At 54.6% G+C, this 19826-nt stretch carries 15 protein-coding genes and 1 riboswitch; of the genes, 9 read left to right on the forward strand and 6 right to left on the reverse strand.

Annotated features, from left to right (window positions below):
- Positions 1 to 367: 367 nt before the first annotated feature.
- Positions 368 to 736, forward strand: a complete 369-nt coding sequence (locus tag LBJ36_03365) for a hypothetical protein (protein MDR1378069.1) — start codon at positions 368 to 370, stop codon at positions 734 to 736.
- A 404-nt stretch (positions 737 to 1140) separates the two neighbouring features.
- Here the strand turns inward: LBJ36_03365 and nrdG are convergent, their stop codons facing one another.
- The 6 genes from nrdG to LBJ36_03395 form a co-directional block, all read right to left on the reverse strand.
- Complete coding sequence (gene nrdG, locus LBJ36_03370; protein ID MDR1378070.1) at positions 1141 to 1641, reverse strand: anaerobic ribonucleoside-triphosphate reductase activating protein; 501 nt, start codon at positions 1639 to 1641, stop codon at positions 1141 to 1143.
- Between the two features lie 9 nt (positions 1642 to 1650).
- Positions 1651 to 4068 (reverse strand): anaerobic ribonucleoside triphosphate reductase, encoded by a 2418-nt coding sequence (locus LBJ36_03375; GenBank protein MDR1378071.1) that lies wholly within the window; start codon positions 4066 to 4068, stop codon positions 1651 to 1653.
- A complete protein-coding gene (locus tag LBJ36_03380) occupies positions 4058 to 4210 on the reverse strand; it encodes a hypothetical protein (protein ID MDR1378072.1) in 153 nt (50 codons plus the stop codon). The genes LBJ36_03375 and LBJ36_03380 overlap by 11 nt, the downstream gene beginning before the upstream one ends.
- A gap of 5 nt (positions 4211 to 4215) precedes the next feature.
- Complete coding sequence (gene meaB, locus LBJ36_03385; protein MDR1378073.1) at positions 4216 to 5301, reverse strand: methylmalonyl Co-A mutase-associated GTPase MeaB; 1086 nt, start codon at positions 5299 to 5301, stop codon at positions 4216 to 4218.
- Between the two features lie 190 nt (positions 5302 to 5491).
- Complete coding sequence (gene scpA, locus LBJ36_03390; protein ID MDR1378074.1) at positions 5492 to 7681, reverse strand: methylmalonyl-CoA mutase; 2190 nt, start codon at positions 7679 to 7681, stop codon at positions 5492 to 5494.
- Positions 7682 to 9898 carry a methylmalonyl-CoA mutase subunit beta gene (locus tag LBJ36_03395; GenBank protein ID MDR1378075.1) on the reverse strand — a complete coding sequence of 739 codons (2217 nt, stop codon included), beginning with the start codon at positions 9896 to 9898 and terminating at the stop codon, positions 7682 to 7684. It abuts the gene before it with no gap.
- Positions 9899 to 10094: 196 nt separating this feature from the next.
- Positions 10095 to 10294, reverse strand: a riboswitch (cobalamin riboswitch).
- Positions 10295 to 10666: 372 nt separating this feature from the next.
- On the opposite strand from LBJ36_03395, the gene LBJ36_03400 reads away from it, so the two are divergent.
- From LBJ36_03400 to LBJ36_03435, 8 genes are all read left to right on the forward strand, one after another.
- The gene (locus LBJ36_03400) at positions 10667 to 11620 is read left to right on the forward strand and encodes a hypothetical protein (protein ID MDR1378076.1); all 954 of its coding nucleotides are present in this window, start codon (positions 10667 to 10669) and stop codon (positions 11618 to 11620) included.
- A 15-nt stretch (positions 11621 to 11635) separates the two neighbouring features.
- Positions 11636 to 12427 (forward strand): hypothetical protein, encoded by a 792-nt coding sequence (locus LBJ36_03405; GenBank protein ID MDR1378077.1) that lies wholly within the window; start codon positions 11636 to 11638, stop codon positions 12425 to 12427.
- Positions 12428 to 12563: 136 nt separating this feature from the next.
- On the forward strand, positions 12564 to 14321 hold the full coding sequence (locus tag LBJ36_03410; GenBank protein MDR1378078.1) for a hypothetical protein: 1758 nt from the start codon (positions 12564 to 12566) through the stop codon (positions 14319 to 14321).
- A gap of 7 nt (positions 14322 to 14328) precedes the next feature.
- Entirely contained in the window at positions 14329 to 15174 is an 846-nt protein-coding gene (locus LBJ36_03415; GenBank protein MDR1378079.1) for an acyl-CoA dehydratase activase, read from the forward strand.
- Positions 15175 to 15214: 40 nt separating this feature from the next.
- Positions 15215 to 16471 carry a 2-hydroxyacyl-CoA dehydratase gene (locus LBJ36_03420; protein MDR1378080.1) on the forward strand — a complete coding sequence of 419 codons (1257 nt, stop codon included), beginning with the start codon at positions 15215 to 15217 and terminating at the stop codon, positions 16469 to 16471.
- Between the two features lie 2 nt (positions 16472 to 16473).
- Positions 16474 to 17613: a 2-hydroxyacyl-CoA dehydratase family protein gene (locus LBJ36_03425; protein ID MDR1378081.1), complete on the forward strand. Its 1140-nt coding sequence runs from the start codon at positions 16474 to 16476 to the stop codon at positions 17611 to 17613.
- A gap of 24 nt (positions 17614 to 17637) precedes the next feature.
- Positions 17638 to 18642, forward strand: a complete 1005-nt coding sequence (locus LBJ36_03430) for an MBL fold metallo-hydrolase (protein MDR1378082.1) — start codon at positions 17638 to 17640, stop codon at positions 18640 to 18642.
- Between the two features lie 148 nt (positions 18643 to 18790).
- Positions 18791 to 19792, forward strand: coding sequence for a TAXI family TRAP transporter solute-binding subunit (locus tag LBJ36_03435; protein ID MDR1378083.1), 1002 nt, complete (start codon positions 18791 to 18793; stop codon positions 19790 to 19792).
- Positions 19793 to 19826: the final 34 nt, after the last annotated feature.

Below are 19826 nucleotides of genomic sequence, written 5' to 3' on the forward strand. Positions count from 1 at the left end.
GCTTTTCTTTCGGTTGCGCCTTGCGCACTTGCATATCCGATAACGGCATATACCCCCATACCTCCTCATTCGCTTTTAGAGAAAACATCTCACGGGTTGCCAAGAAAAAACGCGCGGATGTAACCACTATGCGCACTCGCATCACCGTACATCCGTAAGACAAATATTTTTTTGTTGTCCGGTTTTCTGTACGAATACGCGCGGTATTATGCAACATTTTGAGGTAGTTTGATATACCATATTCGTACAGAAAAGCCGGATTCCAAGACTGTTTTAATACTATATGATACTCAGGGATTTCTACATTCGACTTCCTTAGAAGAAGTCAAATATATTTGGGGTATTACTCCAGAAAGTAGGTAGCGCAATGAAAAAGATAGTCGTGTTAGCTTTGGTAGTAGTCGCGTTGTTGATGACCAATGTCTCGATGGCATTAGCGGTGACGGGTAAGGGTACACAAAGTGACCCCTATGTTATTTCCAATGACTCCGATGATTTACCTCAAGGCTTCGGGAACAACTTCGAAGGGTGTTGGTTCAAGCGTCCAAAAGATATTTGGTTGCTCGTTAATGGCGATATCTTTGAATCAGGAGATTGGAAAAGTTCCAATAACAAGCAAGAAGAGCAGAAATTCGTCAAGAAAAAGGATTTTTTGATCAAAGCTTGTGAGGGAAGCTTTAGACTCCGTGCTGGAGTGGGCTGGGAAGCGGACAGTTACTACAACGAAGAAGATTAAGTAGATGTAAGCGCCTCTGTTTCCTTCCTATTTGTCATGCTTCAGGCAAAAAAAAAAATCAGGGAGGGCCTAAGCCCTCCCCACAATCTTTCTATCCTGCTTTTTATCCTGCTTTCTATCCGCTTTCTATCCTGTTGCCGGTGGCGCTTCACGCATTGCCGGGTCGTCGTCTTCGACGCAGTGTAACACCAGGAATCGTTTTTCACACGCGGTTTCATTTTGCGTCACTGTCTTTTTTCGTCGAATGATCATCTTGCATCCAAGCGCGTCAAGGAGCGTCGTGAGGCCTTTCAAAGGGCTTTTCAAAGATAGCGCTATAAATAAAAATACGCACATCGATTTTCGTATGGCTATCTTCCGTCTGATGCTTGAACGGTCACGGATCGCGAAATGTGGTCGTGCCATTAAAGTTCGATGACGCTACCCGTCGCCAAACTCCGGGCGACATCAATAAGGCGCTGGTTCGAGGAGCCGCGGAAAGGCAGAGAAAGGGACCGTAACTTTGATTCATACCGACCGTCGACCAGAACGTCCGTGTGTTTCAGCAGCTTCGCGAAACCGGCGTTGCCCTTCTCGATTTTCTCCATCAGCTCTTCCCACCGATAACCTGTGTAGGTCCACACCGAAAAGCCCCTGCGCTGTGTTTCCTCGGCCAGCTTGGCCATGGGAGAAACCTGAAAAAACGGCTCGCCACCCGTGAGGGTGATCCCGTCCAGCAGGGGATTGGCGTCGAGTACCGCCAGTATCGCCGTCACATCTGTCTCGTGCCCTCCGCCGGGGTCGTGAGTCGCCGGGTTGTGACAACCCCGGCAAAAGTGGGGGCAACCCTGAGAAAACACCGAGAGCCGCAACCCCGATCCGTCCGTGATGGAATCATTAACCAGGCCGGCGATGCGAACTTTCATTTCAGCCTCTTATTCCGACCTGCCACTGGCTGCTGTGCCGAGGCCGTGTTTTACCCGGTCCCGCTCTTCCGCCTTTTTGGCGTCGTTGAAGCGGTCGAGGGTACCCACCAAGTAGCCCGTGATTCTGCGAATCCGCTCGAACCCTGGAGCGCCATCCGCCCTGCCGCAGGAAGGGCAGGTGTCTCCGATGATTCCCGTGTAGCCACAAACCGGGTCCCGGTCCACCGGATGGTTGATCGAACCATAGCCCACCCCCGCCTCTTTCATAGCCCGGACGATTTTCTCGAAGGCTTCTAGGTTCCCCAGAGGATCCCCGTCCATTTCCACATAGGTGATGTGTCCCGCGTTCGTCAGCTCGTGATAGGGGGCTTCCAAGTGAATTTTATCCCACGCGCTCAGTTTGTGGTAAACGGGGATGTGGAAGCTGTTCGTGTAGTAATCTCTGTCGGTCACGCCATCGATCATTCCGAAAAGCGTCCGGTCTATTTTCACGAATCGCCCCGCCGTTCCCTCCGCGGGCGTAGCCAGTAAGGTGTAGTTCATCCGGGTTCGCAGTGACACGGCATCCATCCGTTCTCGCATGTGCCCCACGATCTTTAATCCTAGAGCCTGAGACTCCGTGGATTCGCCGTGATGCTTTCCCGTCAGGGCTTTCAAGCACTCCGCCAAACCAATGAAACCCATCGATAAAGTCCCATGTCGCAATACCTCGCCGATCTCATCGTCCCAGTCCAGTTTGTCCGAGTCCAGCCAGATCTTTTGCCCCATCAAGAAGGGGAAATTTTTGACCTTTTTCTTCGCCTGGACCTTGAAACGCTCGAATAACTGATCGACGACCAAGTCGATTTTCTCGTCCAATAGCCGAAAAAACGTTTTTTCGTTGCCGTCGCTTTTTAAGGTCAGGCGCGGAAGGTTGATAGTGGTAAAGCTCAGGTTTCCTCGACCCGTGACCACCTCTTGAGTTTCGTCGAATACGTTGGCGACCACCCGGGTACGGCAGCCCATGTAGGCGACCTCCGTTTCGGGCCTGCCGGGACGGTAATATTTCAGGTTGAACGGCGCGTCGAGGAAGGCGAAGTTGGGGAAAAGCCTTTTGGCGCTCACCTTGCAGGCCAGACGGAACAGGTCGTAATTGGGGTCCTCAGGGCGATAGTTAATTCCCTCTTTCACCTTGAAGATTCCTACGGGGAAAATAGGCGTTTCCCCTTTCCCCAGACCTGCGTCCATAGCCAAAAGCAGATTCCGCGTCACTATACGTCCCTCGGGCGAGGTATCCGTCCCGTAGTTGAGAGAACTGAAAGGGACCTGAGCGCCCGCGCGGCTGTGCATCGTGTTCAGGTTATGAACCAGAGCCTCCATCGCTTGATAAGTGGCACGATCCGTCTCCCGGTCCGCTTCCTCCCGCGCGAAAATTTGGACTCGTTCCAGAACGTCCGAGTTCTCGCCGCCTGTGTCTTCGATATCTATGTTCTCTGAGTTAAGCAATCGCCGGGCCTTTTCTAGGTTTTGCCTGTAGAGCTTAACCCAAGTTTTGGCTACTCCAGGCGCCATATCGTAGTCGAAGTTCGCGACGCTCTGACCGCCGTGCTGATCGTTTTGATTGGCTTGAATAGCAATGCAAGCCAGGGCGGCATAGCTCCTGATGTCGTTGGGTTCCCGCAGAAACCCGTTTCCAGTGCTGAAACCGTTTTTGAAAAGGGCCAGCAGATCGATCTGGCAACAGGTTGTTGTCAAAGTCAGGAAGTCCATATCGTGGATGTGAATGTCTCCTTCTTTGTGCGCTGCGGAGTGTTCCGGCTTCAGCACGAAAATTTCGTTGAAATACTTCGCGCCCTCGGACCCATAACGCAACATGGTCCCCATGGCCGTGTCTCCGTCGATGTTGGCATTTTCCCGCTTCAGGTCGTTATCCTGGGCTTCTTTGAATGTAAGGTTTTCGTAAATGTTCATGAGCCGGCTCCGCGTCTCCCGCGCTCGACTGCGTTGCGCCCTGTAGAGAATGTAAGCCTTCGCAGTTTTCACGTATCCTTCCTCAATCAGGACGCGCTCCACCACGTCCTGGATGTCCTCTACTTGGGGGGGATACTCCTGGGGTTCGTCTGGAAACAGAAGCGGACTAGGGTAGAAAAAAACTTCAGATGAGGCCTCCGAAGACACAGGCACCCGGGCCGGCATAATCGCCAAGCGAGCCGCAACCTTTCTTGCCAAAGCCAGAGCCAAGCTGGAAACCAGATCTAGGGCTGGGGCTGGGAAAAGCATCAGGCTCGCTTCTCCTGTGGCGCTCATGGCTCTGAAAATGGCGTTCGAGATTTTTTCTATCTTGAAGGCGACCCTGCGCCCGTCGCGTTTCACGATTTCCGTGACTCCCGTCACCGCTATTCCGGAGCGTTGATCGCGCACAACTTCCCGCTGCCCTTCACTCGACATAAATATATAAACCTCCTTGGTACTCGTCGGGGTATCGCTTCATATCCCGTGCGAGAGCGTCGAAAATACGCTCGGCCAACTCGCTTTTGCGGTCTTGTGTATGGGCCGTGAGGAAGACGACCTCTTCTCGCGTTTCGTTCATGCTTTTCAAATACCCTCCTGCCATGTCTTTTCTTGGAAAAGGCGCAACAACGTCTGCGTCGCCTGGGTCGCGGAGAGTTCCCCGGTCAGGACTTTTTCCTCGATAGCTCCTCGATTGGCGGCGATGGAGGGGCAGTCGTAAAAACGTTTTTTCAGGTGGTCCTCGACCATATTGTAAACCCATGAAAGGGTCTGCTGCTTGCGCCGCTCACCGAAAAACCCGGACCCACGAACGTTTTCCATGAATTGCCCGACGATATTCCAGATTTCGGCGATGCCGGAGTCGCGAAGGGCCGAACAGACATGGGCGTGAGTGGTCCAACCCTCCGTGGCGGGCCGGAGATAGTGGAGGATCCGGTCGTATTCCACTCGCGTGGCCTCCGCTTTTATAAGGTTGGCGCCGTCCGCCTTGTTGACCAAGACGGCGTCGGCTAGCTCCATGACGCCCTTTTTCATACCCTGTAACTCGTCTCCTGCGCCGGTGATAACCAGCAATAGGAAAAAATCCACCATCGAACGTACCGCCGTCTCACTCTGCCCCACACCCACCGTCTCCACCAAAATCACGTCGTAACCGGCCGCCTCGCAGAGCAGTAGGGTTTCTCGGCTTTTGCGCGTCAACCCCCCCAGGGTTCCCCCCGTGGGCGACGGGCGAATGAAGGCGTTGGGTTCCTTTGCCAGGTTTTCCATACGGGTTTTATCCCCAAGAATGCTGCCTTTGCTGACGCTGCTGCTGGGGTCCACGGCGAGCACGGCAACCTTGTGGCCCTTTCGGCAAAGCAGACAACCCAGAGCCTCAATAAACGTGCTCTTGCCGGCCCCAGGAACGCCGGTGATCCCCACTCGGACGGAATTTCCCGTTCGGTGCAGAATCCCCCGGACCACCTCCTGCCCCAGGTTGAAGTGGGCCGAGGCGTTGCTCTCCACCAGGGTGATCGCCCGGGACAGGGTCGAGCGCTCGCCGGAAAGAACTCCGTCGATGTACTCCTGTGGCGTCAGTCGGGGGCGTTTCGGCGAAGAAGGAACAAAAGGAGCAACGATAAGAGGGGATAGCGCGGCCATTCCGTCATGAGAGTCGGTCACCCCCTCCATGACCCTGGAAGCATACGCCTCGTTCGCTCCGTCGGGAGCCCATTCGGGTTTGCGCCGTTCGACTGCTCGTTCGACTGCTCGTTCAGCTGCTCGTTCAGCTGCTCGTTCAGCTGATGGTTCAATTGATAATTCAGTTGATGGTTCAACTGAGGGTTCAACTGAGGGTTCTGTTGGCCGTTCAGCCGGCCGTTCAACCGAAGACACGTCGATTCAGCTCTTCCATAACTCGTTTGGCGGCGACGGGGATGATCGTGCCGGGGCCGAAGATGGCCGACGCCCCGTTTTGGCGCAAAAAATCGTAGTCCTGAGCGGGAATGACGCCACCGATAACCATCATAATGTCCTCCCGTCCGCGTTTTTTCAGTTCTGCCGCTAGTTGGGGGAGCAAGGTTTTGTGTCCCGCGGCCAGAGAACTCATTCCCACGATGTGAACGTCGTTGTCCACAGCGTCTTGAGCTGCCTCCTCCGGGGTTTGGAACAGGGGTCCCACGTCCACGTCGTAGCCCATATCGGCGAAGGCGGTGGAAATGACCTTCGCGCCCCGGTCGTGGCCGTCCTGTCCCATTTTGACCACCATGATCCGAGGCCTTCTCCCTTCCTTGCGCTCGAACTCGTCCGTCATACCTCGAACCTCGGAGATGATGTCCTCGTCGGCGAACTCGCTGGAGTAAATGCCCGATATGGACCGGATGATCGCCTTATGCCGCCCGCAGACCTTTTCCACGGCGTCCGAAATTTCACCCAGGGACGCCCGTGCCCGGGCTGCTTCGACGGCCAGCTCCAGCAGGTTGCTCTCACCGGTCTCCGCGGCCTTCGTGATGGCGTGAAGACAGCCCTCCACCTTTTCAGGGTCGCGAGTGGCGCGCAGTTTTTCGAGCCGAGTGATTTGAGACTGACGGACGGCGCTGTTGTCCACTTCCAATATTTCCAGGGGATCTTCTTTTTTCAGTCGGAAGCTGTTGACCCCAACGATCTTTTCTAGCCCTGAATCGATATGAGCTTGACGCCGCGCGGCGGCCTCCTCAATACGCATCTTGGGAAGTCCGGTGTCAATGGCGGCCGCCATGCCACCCAACCTTTCAATCTCCTGAATATGCTCCCAGCTCCGGCGTATCAGAGCGTCGGTAAGAGCCTCCACGTAGTAGGAACCGCCCCAGGGGTCGATTACTTTACAGACTTTCGTCTCGTCCTGAATGTACAGTTGGGTGTTACGGGCGATACGGGCCGAGAAATCCGTCGGCAGGGCGATGGCCTCGTCCAGCGCGTTGGTGTGCAGGGATTGGGTATGTCCCAGAGCCGCGGCCAAGGCCTCGATGCAGGTACGTCCCACGTTGTTGTAGGGATCTTGTTCTGTGAGGCTCCAGCCTGAGGTTTGGGAGTGGGTGCGCAGGGCCATGGACTTCGGGTTTTTGGGGTCGAAAGAGCCCACGATTTTGGCCCAGACCATGCGGGCAGCGCGCATCTTCGCCACCTCCATGAAGTAGTTCTTTCCGATCCCCCAGAAAAAAGACAGGCGTGGAGCGAAGTCGTCGATTCCGAGCCCCGACGCGATCCCCGTGCGCAGGTATTCGAGGCCGTCGGCTAGAGTGTAGCCCAGATCGATGTCCGCCGTGGCCCCAGCTTCCTGAATGTGGTAGCCTGATATGCTGATGCTGTTGAATTTGGGCATATATTTCGACGTGTATGAGAAAATATCCCCGATTATGCGCATCGAGGCCTGAGGAGGATAAATGTAGGTATTGCGGACCATGAACTCCTTCAGAATGTCGTTCTGAATTGTCCCGGTCAGGACAGACTTGTGGACGCCCTGTTCCTCCGCCGCCAGGATGTAGAAGGCCAGGACGGGCAGAACCGCGCCGTTCATGGTCATGGAAACGGACATCTGGTCGAGGGGGATGCCGGAAAAAAGGATCTCCATATCTAAAATGGAATCCACGGCCACCCCCGCCTTGCCCACGTCCCCCATGACTCTGGGGTGATCGGAATCGTAACCTCGGTGGGTTGCCAGGTCGAAGGCGATGGAGAGTCCTTTTTGCCCAGCGGCGAGATTGCGCCGGTAAAAGGCGTTGCTCTCCTCCGCCGTGGAAAACCCGGCATATTGCCGCACCGTCCAGGGGCGAGTGACGAACATGGTGGGGTAGGGCCCCCGCAGGAAGGGCGGAAGGCCGGGCATGGTCTCCAGATGCCGTAGTCCCTCCAGGTCGTTTTCCGTATAGAGAGGCTCCACGTCGATCTGCTCCATGGTGTGCGCTCGAAGTTCCTCGTATTTTTTACTGGCTTCTCGTTCCAGGTGTGTTTTCCAGTCCTCTCGGTCGAAAGCGTTTTCTCCACAGGTGTCGTTCCAAGGAATTTGTGTGAAATCCGGACTCAATCCCCTCATCTACAACATCTCCTTCGTTTTTTGAAGATCGCTCAGCGTAGTCAGACAGTTGGAACGGACGCTGACAAAATCGTCCACTCCCGCCTCGATATAAGCGGTCTTGAACTCTTCGGCAGGCGCGCCGGCCAGCAGGACTTTCATCGAAGGACGTCGTTCTTTCAGCCTCCGTGCCAAGGGCGGGACCAACTCAGGGTAGGTCGCGTCCGTGGAACAAATGACGGCTACGTCCGCGCCGCTTTCGATGACCGCAGCTGCGCAGGCTTCCACCGTTGGGAAGCCATCGTTTTTCAGCACCTCGAAGTTCGCGACCTCCATAAAAGACGTCACAAAATCCGCCCGAGCTTTGTGCTGAGGAATCGGGCCCATGTTCGCCAGAAAAATCCGAACGTTACCGCCGGTTCTGGCCTTGAAGTCTTCCGTGCGTCCGCGCATGATCTCGTATTGTTCCGTCCATCGGTGCGGGGTAATGGGGGAGATAACGCCGTCGGGATCATTGTCGGGATCATTGCCTTCGTCAAGAAGAGCCCGTACTTCTTCTATCGCGACCCCGGCCTTCGCGGCAGCCGCGACCCGCTCGATCAGTTCTCCGCCCTGAAGGTTTTTTTCACTCTGGGAGACCAGACCGTCCAGCGCTAGTTTTGCCGCTTCTTTGTCAATTTTGTTGCCTTTACCGCGGCATTTTTCCCGCTCCTCTCGTCGCTGGGAAAGCTGGGAAAGCTGAGAAAGCATTGATTTCGTCTCCGCCTCCGATATCAGGGAGCGCTCGCCTGTGTTGGGATACATGTTTGTACCCACAGCGCGGTCCGAGCGAGAAGCCAGTTTTTTGAAACGCTGCGCGAGAGTACCCTCCACCATGGCCTGCACCGTTCCCTCTCGCAAAGCCTGCAACAGCCCGCCCTCTCCCTCTATTTTCTGTATGAGCTCCCAGCTCTTTCGCGCCAGAGTATCCGTCAGGGTTTCCAGGTACCAAGAGCCTCCCGCGGGGTCCAGGGGCTGAAGCAGAAAAAACTCCTCCTTCAGCATGTTTTGCAGGTTGCGTGACACCCGCCGCGAGAACTCGTCGCTCGGTCGAATGGCCTCGTCGAAGCACCCGACCGTAAGACCGTCCACGCCGCCCAAGACGCCGGAGAACGCCTCCGTGGTGTTCCGCAGCAGGTTTACGTAGGGATCGTAGACCGTCTTCGTGAAGAAAGACGTGCGCCCGAAGATCTCGGCTTTCTTTGAATCCCGATCACCGCCGAAAGCCTCGGCGATTTGTGACCAAATCAGGCGCGCGGCGCGGATCTTGGCGATTTCCATAAAAAAGTTGGAGCCCAGAGAGAACTCGAAACGCAGATGCCGCGCGAAAACACCAACGTCCAAGTGGCGAACCCGAAGCGCCCGCGTCGTTTCGATGGCCGCGGCCATAACATAACCCACTTCTTGTACGGCGCTTGCGCCGCCGTTGTGGTAGACGTCGCCACGCAGGAGCGCCGTCCGCATGTTCGGCATGTGGTTTTCCGTCCAATAAATCGTGTGGGCCATTTCATCGAAAAGCTCATCCCTATCACAAAAAAGTTTTCCCTTTTCGAGCCATGCCCCTATGGGATCGGCACCGACGCAACCGTGAAGCCGAGAACCCCGCTTTTGCGCGAAAGCCGCTAAGTATCCCAACAGTGAGACCGCCGAGGGGCCCGCGTAGACGTGAAGTCCGTATCGCTCCAGGTCCACGCCCTCGAATAAAACCTCCAGATCCTCCAGAAGCGACAACGACAGACCGTCGGCGTTTTTCGTGCTTGCACTCGATCCATAGAGCGTTCTTTCGTCCAAGCGCAGCCCCACCGTTGTGAGTCCTTTTTCCAGTTCATCGAGTAGCTGCCGGTTTGCCTCGCTAGGCGAAAGGGCGTTGCAAGGCTGCGTCGTTTCCCACGGCCGCGAGAGGTAACCGGAGGCGGATGACCCTCGCAGGGTCGCGTCCGAACCCGGATACGTTTTGGGGAACGTCAGGTTTTCAGTGTGCTCGGCCGTGTAGAGCGGTTCGAGCTGGATCCCCTCGTAAGTTTGCGTAAACATGCTTTTTTCGAACGAAGCTCCTTTGAGCGCGGCGACCGCCGCGGCTTTCCATACTTCGTAACTCGCGGGTGGGAAGCCTCCAAAATCGAAATCCGCTCCGACCTGAGATGGCGCGTCACAAACGCTCGCGCAATCATGTCCAGAATCCCCGTTTTGCTCCTTCATCACAACACCCTCCTTTTTATACTTCATACTTCATACTTCTTATACTTCATACTTCGTTCCTGCAAAAACCACAAAAAACCACAAAAAACACAAAATATGGAAATAAAAATAAAATTTGGAGAAACCGGACTATGGTTTCTCCACTCGATTCATACGCGTCTATAAATCTAAGGAGTCCCACGTGCCCGCGCACATTGAAGACGATAACGCTTCGAATCGGTCTCCTGGCTTTCGTTCATCCTACTCCCGCGCCTTCCCGCCGCGCCTATTTCTTTTGAAAACAAGCGGCAGTGGCATATCGCGGTTTCGTCCCGATCACAGTGGCGGGGCCGCTCCGGTTTCACACCGGATTCCCGTAAATTCGAGACAGTTCTTATTCAGTTGAGGTCATTATACTCCATGAAAAATGCCGGTGAAAAATCGATAGTATTTGACCAAAGGGGCAATTTTCGCGAAATCGAAGTTCGCGCTCTTATTTTTACTCTTCACCTCCACATCTTCGTGAAAATGAAGACCGTGAAAATGAAGATTGTGAAAATGAAGACTGTGAAAATGAAGACAACGCATCTGCCACATGTTGTCTTTGTTGAAACGAATTTGTTGAAACGAAGCTGATATTTCGGCTGGAGCACGCATATCCACCACTATTTCGTCTGATATACTTTTAAGGTCGAATTGTCACTGCTTGGGGTTTGAGGCTTAGTAAACGGGTCAGAACTCCGAAACTGCCCGTTTCCGTTAGCTTTAAATTAAAAAGGAGGTTATGTAATGAACAAGATTCATACTCTCCACGACGCCGTCGAGAAATTCGTGCATGATGGTGACCATATCGCGTTCGGCGGTTTCACCACGAACCGGAAGCCTTACGCGGCGGTTTATGAAATTCTTCGTCAGCGCCGGAAGGATTTCATAGCCGAGGGAGGGCCAGCCGGAGGCGACTGGGACATATTGATCGGCGCTGGCCGCGTGAAGGCGTTTATCAATTGTTATACGGCAAACTCTGGTTTTTCCAACGTTAGCCGCCGATTCAAAAACGCGATAGAACAGGGTACGATCCTGTTCGAGGACTACTCCCAAGATGCTCTGATTCTCATGTTCGCCGGCGCTGCGTTAGGCCTTTCATATATTCCGGTTCGCGTCATGCTGGGGTCGGATCTGGTCAACAAGTGGGGCATCAGCAAGGAAGAGCGGCAAAAAATCGACAAGCTCCCGAACGAAAAATACATCATCCAGGACGATCCCTTCAATCCCGGACAAAAATTGGTCCTCTTGCCGACGCCGAAGTTGGACACGGCCGTCATTCATGTCCAAAAAGCCTCTCCGGACGGAACCTGTCGTATAGAGGGAGACGAGTTCCACGATGTGGACATCGCGATTGCCTCCAAACACTGTATCGTCACCTGCGAGGAGCTCATCAGTAACGAAGAGATCAGGCGAGATCCCAATTTGAACAAAATTCCCGGATTTGTGGTAGACGCCGTCGTCCACGCTCCTCACGGCGCACATCCATCCCAGTGCTACAACTATTATGACTACGACGCCCAGATGCTGCGGGACTACGACGCGGCCAGCAAGACGGCCGAAGACTTCGAAAAGTTTATCACGACGTGGGGCTACGAACCCAAGACCCATGAAGAGTACCTCAACAAACTTGGAGCGGGACGGTTGATCAAAACGCGAGTCGTGCCGGGCCTGGGATACGCGCCCAAGGCAAAAAAGTAGGGGAGGGGAAGTATCATGGCGGACTATACCAACTACACCAACCGTGAAATGCAGGCCGTCTCCATCGCGAGATCAGTTCAAAATGGGCAAATCGCCATCGTGGGAACGGGGTTGCCTCTTATCGGCGCGACGCTCGCCAAAAAATGCTTTGCTCCAGACTGCACCTTGATCGTGGAAAGCGGTTTAATGGACTGCGACCCCATCGAAGTTCCCACGAGTGTCGGAGATTGCCGCTTTATGGCGCACTGTGCGGTGCAGTGGCCCAACGCGCGATACGTAGGTTTTCAGGCCAACGAGTGGCAGCACGGCGGCAACCGGATGATCGCCTTCATCGGAGGCGCGCAGATCGATCCTTACGGTAACGTGAACTCCACCAGCATCGGCGACTACCACCACCCAAAATCACGCTTCACCGGAAGTGGTGGGGCAAACGGGATTTGTACCTTCGTCAACACGGTCATCATGATGCAGCACGAAGCGCGCCGTTTCATCGAGAAAGTTGATTACGTCACCAGCCCTGGCTGGATTGATGGACCCGGCGGGCGGGAAAAAGCCGGCCTTCCCGGCGACCGAGGCCCGATGATGGTGGTGACCGACCGAGGCATTCTGAAATTCGATGAAAAAACGAAACACATGTACCTTGCGGGATATTACGAAACCTCCTCGGTCCAAGAGATTGTCGAGAACACCGGTTTTGAAATCGACGTCTCCCACGCCGAAAAGATCGCGCCTCCGGAGCCGGAGATTATCCGTATGATTCGAGAAGAAATCGACCCAGCTCAAGTGTTCATAAAAGTACCGGCCTGAAAAGTACCAGTCTAATAAGAAGGCATGTCGAAATATCAGGGGAGATCTTAGAAAACCAGCGGGAGAAGACGGTCCGACCGCGGTCTTCCCTGAGTCGAGTATCGAGGAGTCGAGTATCGAGAAAGGTGGCTGAACAATGTCAGAGTACTCCATGCCGACCTATTTCCAAAATATGCCGACGGTTGGCAGACCTTTGGCTTCGGTAAACGCGGAGAACGAGACCGCTTCAAGAGAAGTGGAACGAGAAATTCGTGATATAGCGGCTAAAATGCAGGCTGAAGGACGCTCCGACGAATCCTTGAACGAATCTGGGCAGATGACGGCCATGCAGAGAATCCGGATTCTGGTTGAAGAAGGAACCTGGTGTCCGTTGAACAGTCTATTCAATCCAGACGACAATCCAGAGGGTTCCACCTCCATCCTCAAGGGGCTGGGACGGATCAGCGGCAGGTGGGCGGTGGTCGTCGCCTCGGACAACAAGAAATTGGCGGGCGCGTGGGTTCCAGGGCAGGCCGAAAATCTGATTCGCGCTTCCGACACGGCGAAGATGCTGCGTATTCCTTTGGTTTACGTCCTCAATTGCAGTGGCGTCAAGTTGAGCGAGCAAGAAAAAGTCTATCCCAACCGGAGAGGCGGCGGCACCCCCTTTTACCGTAACGCGGAGCTAGAGCAGCTCGGTATTCCTGTCATTGTCGGTATTTACGGCACCAACCCCGCAGGCGGAGGCTACCATAGCATCAGCCCAACTATTTTGTTGGCGCACAGCCAAGCGAATATGGCGGTGGGAGGCGCCGGCATTCTCGGCGGAATGAATCCCAAGGGTTACGTAGACTTGGAAGGCGCTCAGCAATTGATCGAGCTCGAGGAAAATTACAAGGCGGACCCTCCGGGGACGGTGGCCATTCACTTCAACGAGACAGGGTTTTTCCGTGAGGTCTACACAAAAGAACTGGATGTGTTGGAGGCGATCAAAAAATACATGCGCCAAATCCCCGCTTACGACCCGGAGTTTTTCCGCGTGGATCAACCCAAGGGACCTCTTTACGACCCCAATGACCTTTACAGCATCGTGCCACTCAATCCCAAGAGAGGTTATAACATTTACGAGGTTTTGGGGCGCATTTTCGACGGCAGTGAAATCTTGGAATACAAGCGGGGATATGGCCCGGAAATGGTGACGGGGCTGGTGAAAATGGACGGGCTTCTGCTTGGAGTCGTCGCTAACGCGCAAGGCCTCCTCGTCAATTATCCCGAGTACAGGCAGAGCGCCACTGGCATCGGCGGCAAACTGTACCGCCAAGGCTTGGTCAAGATGAACGAGTTCGTCACTCTTTGCGGAAGAGACCGCATACCGATCGTGTGGATTCAGGACACCACGGGCATCGACGTCGGTGACGAAGCCGAGCGCGCGGAGTTGCTGGGACTGGGGCAGTCTTTGATCTACTCCATCGAGACGTCTGGAGTACCGCAGATCGAGATCACGCTGCGAAAGGGGACGGCAGCCGCCCACTACATTTTGGGAGGACCTCAAGGCAATAACAGCAACGCTTTCTCCTTGGGAACGGCTGCGACCGAGATCAACGTCATGAACGGCGAGACCGCGGCCGCGGCGATGTATTCGCGGCGGCTGGCGAAAGATCGAAAAGCGGGCAAAGACCTTCAGCCGATCATCGACAAGATGAACCAGCTGATTGGGGAATACACGGAAAAAGCGCGGCCGGCCTTCTGCGCGAAGATGGGGTTTGTTGACGAGGTGGTCGAGTTTCCGAGCTTGCGTTCCTATATCAAGGCGTTTGCCTGTGCCGTGTATCAAAATCCGAAATCGATATGCCCGTTCCATCAAATGTTGCTGCCGCGCTCGCTCCGGGAGTATGACACTTGGAAAAAACCGTGAAAAAACCGTGAAAAATCAGGATACGTTTGCTATGGACGCGCGCTGCACGATGGGCATCGACATCGGCTCCACGACCTCGAAGTGCGTCATTCTGAAAGAGACCGCGAATGACGGCAGGGAGATTGTGAGCAGGGAGATCGTGAGCAAGGCGCTCATTCCCTTCGGGGCGGGGACCAGTGGCCCCGCGCGCGTCGTCGAACAAGCGCTGGCCGATTGCGGATACCAGAAAGAGAATGTGGCCTATACCCTCGCCACGGGCTACGGCCGCAATTCCGTCGAGGCGGCAAATTTCGAAATGAGCGAACTGTCCTGTCACGCGTGCGGCGCGTACTTTTTATTTCCCGGTGTTCGCACGGTTATCGACATCGGAGGTCAGGATGTCAAGATTTTGCGTATCGGAAAAGAAGGTGTCCTCGATACTTTTGTGATGAACGAGAAGTGTGCCGCGGGCACAGGGCGTTTTCTTGAGGTCATGGCGCGGGTTCTGGAGGTAAAGTTGGAGGATCTGGCGCAATTCTCCGCCCAGAGCACCGAGCGGGTGGACATCAGCAGCACCTGCACGGTGTTCGCGGAATCGGAGGTCATATCGCAGCTCGCGCGGAACAAAAACAAGTGTGACATCATCAACGGTATTCACCGTTCGGTCGCCGGGCGGGTGGCTGGTCTCGCGAGGCGGGTGGGGATCGTGAAAGATGTGGTCATGACGGGCGGCGTCGCGCAAAATTCCGGGGTGCTGCTGGCCTTGGAAAATGAGCTGCGGACCGATATCAAAACATCGCCCTTGTCTCAATACGTCGGCGCATTGGGAGCGGCGTTATTGGCGTTCAGAAAATTGGGGAATCTGAAAGCGTGACGTAACCGTGTGCGTGGTGTTGGCCTAGGAGGGGAACGAGATGAGCGAAAACCAAGAAATAAAAGAGCCAGAAAAAAAAGAGGCAAAGGTTTTTCTGAGGGAGATCGTGGACCGGGTTTACCAGAGCGCGTGGGACGCCAAGAAACGAGGGGAGCCCGTGGGCTGGTCTTCTTCCAAATTTCCGGCGGAGATTGCGGAGGCGCTGGGCCTGGCCGTTTGTTATCCCGAAAATCAAGCGGCCGCTATTTCAGCAAAACATGGTGGACAGAGGATGTGTGAACACGCCGAGTCGTTGGGGTACGCGAATGACATCTGCGGTTACGCCCGGATCAGTCTCGCCTACGCCTCCGGGGCCGAGTGCGAGGAAAGAACGATGCCTCAGCCGGATTTCCTGTTGTGTTGCAACAACATCTGCAATTGTATGACCAAGTGGTATGAAAATATCGCGCGTATGCGCGACATTCCCTTAATCATGATCGACGTTCCTTACAATAACACGACCGAGGTGAGCGAGGAAACGGTCGCCTATCTCAAGGGACAGTTCCAGGACGCCATTCGGCAGTTGGAGAAGATCAGCGGCCGTCAATGGGACGAAAAACGCTTCGAGGCGGTTTGCCAGAACTCGAATCGGACGGCGAAGGCGTGGCTGAAAGCCTGCTCTTACTGTCAGTACACGCCGTCTCCTTTGAGCGGATTCGACCTATTCAACCACATGGCCGACGTCGTCACGGCGCGCAGCAAACCGGAGACCGCCGCCGCCTTCGAATTATTGGCCGAAGAATATGAGCAGGCCGTGAAAGATGGCACCTCCACGTTGCCCTACGAGGAGAAGTACCGCATCATGTTCGAGGGGATTCCCTGCTGGCCGGAGCTGCGCGCGCTGTTCAGGCCGCTCAAGGCGAAGGGAATCAACACCACCGCCGTCGTCTATGCTCCCGCCTTTGGTTTCGTGTACAACAACCTGGACGAGATGATGCGAGCGTACTGCAAGGCACCTAACTCGGTCTGCATTGAGACCGGCGTCGATTGGCGCGAGGGGATCTGCCGCGAGAACAAAGTGGACGGAGTTTTGGTTCACTACAACCGGAGCTGCAAACCGTGGAGCGGTTATATGCCGGAAATGGAGCGGCGCTTCCGCAAGGACCTGGGCGTGCCGGTGGTTGGCTTCGACGGCGACCAGGCGGACCCCCGCAACTTCTCCGAAGCGCAGTACGCGACACGTGTGGAGGGTCTTTTTGAATTGATGGAAGTGAATAAGATGGCGGAAGTGAATAAAGCGCAACCGGGGGGGAAATGACGATGAGCACGATCGGCGAGTTGCTGGATCAATTTGATGTTATCGCGTCCAATCCCAAGGCTCAGTTGGGAAAATATGTAGCTGGAGGGAAAAAGGCGATCGGTTGCTTCCCGTACTACGTGCCGGAGGAGCTGGTGCGAGCCGCCGGTATGGTGCCCTTTGGGATCTGGGGAGCAGAGGGCACGATCAACGCCGCAAAGGAATACTTCGCGCCATTTTACTGTACTATCGCTCAAATGGGGCTGGAACTGGCTTTGAACGGAAAACTGGACAAGCTATCGGGCGTGATCATGCCATCGATATGCGATACGTTGCGTCCTTTGACGCAAAATTTCCGCTCGGCTATCCCGCAGATCCCGTTTATTTTTCTGGCGCATCCTCAGAACAGACGGGCGCCCTACGGCGTGGAGTACACGAAAAGCCAGTACTCCAACGTAAAAAAGAATTTGGAAGCCATCGCCGGTAAGGCCATTACCGATAACGATTTGAAGGACGCTATTCGCGTTTATAACGAGAGCCGCGCTGTCCGGAGGAAATTCGTCAAGCTCGCGGCGCGGCACCCTGAGTCGGTCTCTCCTGCTCAACGGAGCGCCGTTCTGAAAAGCGCGTACTTCATGGACAAAACGGAACACACGGCACTTTTGACTCAGCTCAACGCGCAATTGGAGGCTTTGCCAAAATCCGATTGGAAGGGCTCCAAAATTCTGTTATCGGGGATTCTCGCCGACAGTAAAAGTCTGCTGCAAATTCTCGCTGACAACGGCATGGCGGTCGTCGCCGACGACGTCGCCCATCAATCTCGCGCTTTTCGGCTGGACGTGCCGGACGCGGATGATCCCATGACGGCTTTGGCGCTGCAGTTCGCCGGGCAAGATCACGATGTTCTTCTGTACGACCCTGAGCTGAACAAACGTCCAGAGTACGTCGTCAATCTGGCGCGCGAAAACGGTGCTCAGGGCGTCGTCATTTTGATGATGCAGTTCTGTGACCCGGAAGAAATGGAGTATCCATCGCTCAAGCAGGCTCTCGACAAGGCTGATATTCCCTCCGTGTCCATTGGCTTCGACCAACAAATGCGAGATTTCGAACAGGCGAGAACCCAGCTCCAGGCTTTTGCGGATGTTTTAAGCGCTAAGCGTTAAAATAGAATGCACGCTCTAGAATAAATGGCTATCGAAATATTGCCGGGAGTCTTCCAGCTGGATGTTCCTTTTGTGAAGCATCCCTTGAGAGGCATTCACGATTATTTCTTTAAAGAGAGCAAAGGGCGAAATTTATTGATCGACACGGCTCTCAACCACGATGCCTGTGATGACTCTTTGCGAGGGCAATTGAAAGAGCTGGGGGCGGCGTTGGAGGAGACGGACATCTTCCTCACGCATATGCACGTGGATCACTGCGGGCTGATCTCGCGCCTCAAATGCGATGAAAACAAAGTCTACGCCAGCGAAGTGGACCGAGTTTACATTGACGCCTTCCAGTTGCCCTCCCACTGGAGGTGGCTGACGCAAACCAATACGTGGTGCGGCGTTCCAGAAGAACACGCGTTGAAGCCCGAAGAGCACGTGGCGCACTCCAACAGGCCTTCTTTCAGCGTCCCCATCGAGACGGTGCGGCCGGGCGATACTTTGACCTACGGGGGTTATACGCTTTCGGTGGTGGATTTGGCGGGGCATACTCCCGGGCAGGTCGGTCTGTGGCACGAACCCACGAAAAGCCTCTTCAGCGGTGACCACGTGTTGAATCGAATATCGCCGAACATCACCACGTGGGATTTGGAACACGATTACCTGGAAATATTTTGTGACAACCTCAAGTGCGTGCGTTCTATGCCTATACGTCACCTTTATCCGGCGCACGGAACGCCTCTCGCGGACATCAACGGCCGGATCGATGAGTTGTTGGAACACCACGCCGTTCGTCTCGCGCTCATGGAATCTCTTGTAAGAGCGGCGAATCGTCCGGTGCCCGCTTTTTACGTGGCGAAAGACGTCAAGTGGTCGAAAGGGGACAAATTCACGAAAATTTCGATTCAGCAGAAATGGTTTGCCTGCTCCGAAACGTTGGCCCATCTACGGCATCTGGTAAACAAAGGGAACTTGTACAGCCAATGGAACGGCGAGACGTTGTATTTTTCGCCTTTTCCGTTTTCGGCGAGTGATACCGAGTGATACTCGAGTGATACTTAAAAAGGAGGGGGGTACGGAAGGATGAAGAAAATGCGAAAACAAGGGATGGGGTTGTGGCATCGAAAATGATGTCGAGGTAAAAAGTTTTCGTCCACACCAAAGACGCGGAAAAATCGAAGGAGGCTTTACTGTGAAGAAATGTGCAGCGATTTTGTTGTCGGTTTCACTGTTGGTTCTCGTTGGAATGATTTCGTTGACTGGCCCGGCGGACGCCGCGTACAGAATCAATATCGCCACGGCTACATCGGGCGGCGCGTATTATCCCATCGGCAACACGATGGCGCAAATTTACTCGAAAATCGAAGGAATACGCGCGTCGGCGCAAGCTACGGCGGGAACGCCTCAGAATATCGAACTTCTGATCGAGAACGAAGTTCAGATCGCTATTGGTCAAACCGGTATTTGCTACTACGCCTATACCGCCACAGGCACCTATGAGGGGAAACCCCCTTACACCAACGAACGGGGACTTTTCACGCTCTATCCCAACGTCATGCACTGGATCGTCAAAAAAGGCTCCGGAATCAGGAACTTGGGAGATCTCAAGGGCAAACATATTGTTCCCGGCCAAGTTGCCAGCGCGACCGAGATCAATAGCCGCGAAATGCTCGACGCCTACGGGCTCAACTATCTCAGAGACAAGGGTGAAGTTACGGTCACGGCCGAATACCTTGGCTACAACGAAGCGGGCGACCAGATGAAAAACGGGCTGATCGACGCGACGCATATCGCGGGCGGAGTGCCGACGGCGTCCGTCATGGATATTCTTTCCTCGGACGCGGGGGAATTGCTTTCGATGGACGGGGAACAAATCAGGATCATTTGCAAAATGTACCCCTGGTACTATCCCTACAGGATCGCCGCGGGAACCTACCCCAAGCAGACCGAAGACATTCATACCATCGCGCTTGCCAACATCCTTTTCACCGACGCGAAACTGTCGGACGATCTCATCTATACCTTGACCAAGGCCACTTTTGAAAACCATGAAGATATGGTCATCGGACATAAGGCTACAGAGTACACCGTGGTCGAGAACGCCATAAAAGGAATGCTGATTCCGCTGCATCCAGGCGCGATCAAATATCTGGAGGAGCAAGGCCTCGTTATTCCTGATAATCTGAAACCCTAATTTCCAGTTAGCGTTACGGCGGGCAATCCAGATA

This window comes from Synergistaceae bacterium, assembly GCA_031267575.1.
GTDB lineage: Bacteria > Synergistota > Synergistia > Synergistales > Aminobacteriaceae > JAIRYN01.

Bases quoted from the DNA above. Each gene is read 5' to 3' on its own strand.
- LBJ36_03365 (MDR1378069.1), top strand. From the start codon at position 368: ATGAAAAAGATAGTCGTGTTAGCTTTGGTAGTAGTCGCGTTGTTGATG.
- LBJ36_03380 (MDR1378072.1), bottom strand. From the start codon at position 4,210: ATGAACGAAACGCGAGAAGAGGTCGTCTTCCTCACGGCCCATACACAA.
- LBJ36_03410 (MDR1378078.1), top strand. From the start codon at position 12,564: ATGTCAGAGTACTCCATGCCGACCTATTTCCAAAATATGCCGACGGTT.
- LBJ36_03375 (MDR1378071.1), bottom strand. From the start codon at position 4,068: ATGTCGAGTGAAGGGCAGCGGGAAGTTGTGCGCGATCAACGCTCCGGA.
- meaB (MDR1378073.1), bottom strand. From the start codon at position 5,301: ATGGAGGGGGTGACCGACTCTCATGACGGAATGGCCGCGCTATCCCCT.
- scpA (MDR1378074.1), bottom strand. From the start codon at position 7,681: ATGAGGGGATTGAGTCCGGATTTCACACAAATTCCTTGGAACGACACC.
- LBJ36_03395 (MDR1378075.1), bottom strand. From the start codon at position 9,898: ATGAAGGAGCAAAACGGGGATTCTGGACATGATTGCGCGAGCGTTTGT.
- LBJ36_03425 (MDR1378081.1), top strand. From the start codon at position 16,474: ATGAGCACGATCGGCGAGTTGCTGGATCAATTTGATGTTATCGCGTCC.
- nrdG (MDR1378070.1), bottom strand. From the start codon at position 1,641: ATGAAAGTTCGCATCGCCGGCCTGGTTAATGATTCCATCACGGACGGA.
- LBJ36_03420 (MDR1378080.1), top strand. From the start codon at position 15,215: ATGAGCGAAAACCAAGAAATAAAAGAGCCAGAAAAAAAAGAGGCAAAG.
- LBJ36_03400 (MDR1378076.1), top strand. From the start codon at position 10,667: ATGAACAAGATTCATACTCTCCACGACGCCGTCGAGAAATTCGTGCAT.
- LBJ36_03405 (MDR1378077.1), top strand. From the start codon at position 11,636: ATGGCGGACTATACCAACTACACCAACCGTGAAATGCAGGCCGTCTCC.
- LBJ36_03430 (MDR1378082.1), top strand. From the start codon at position 17,638: ATGGCTATCGAAATATTGCCGGGAGTCTTCCAGCTGGATGTTCCTTTT.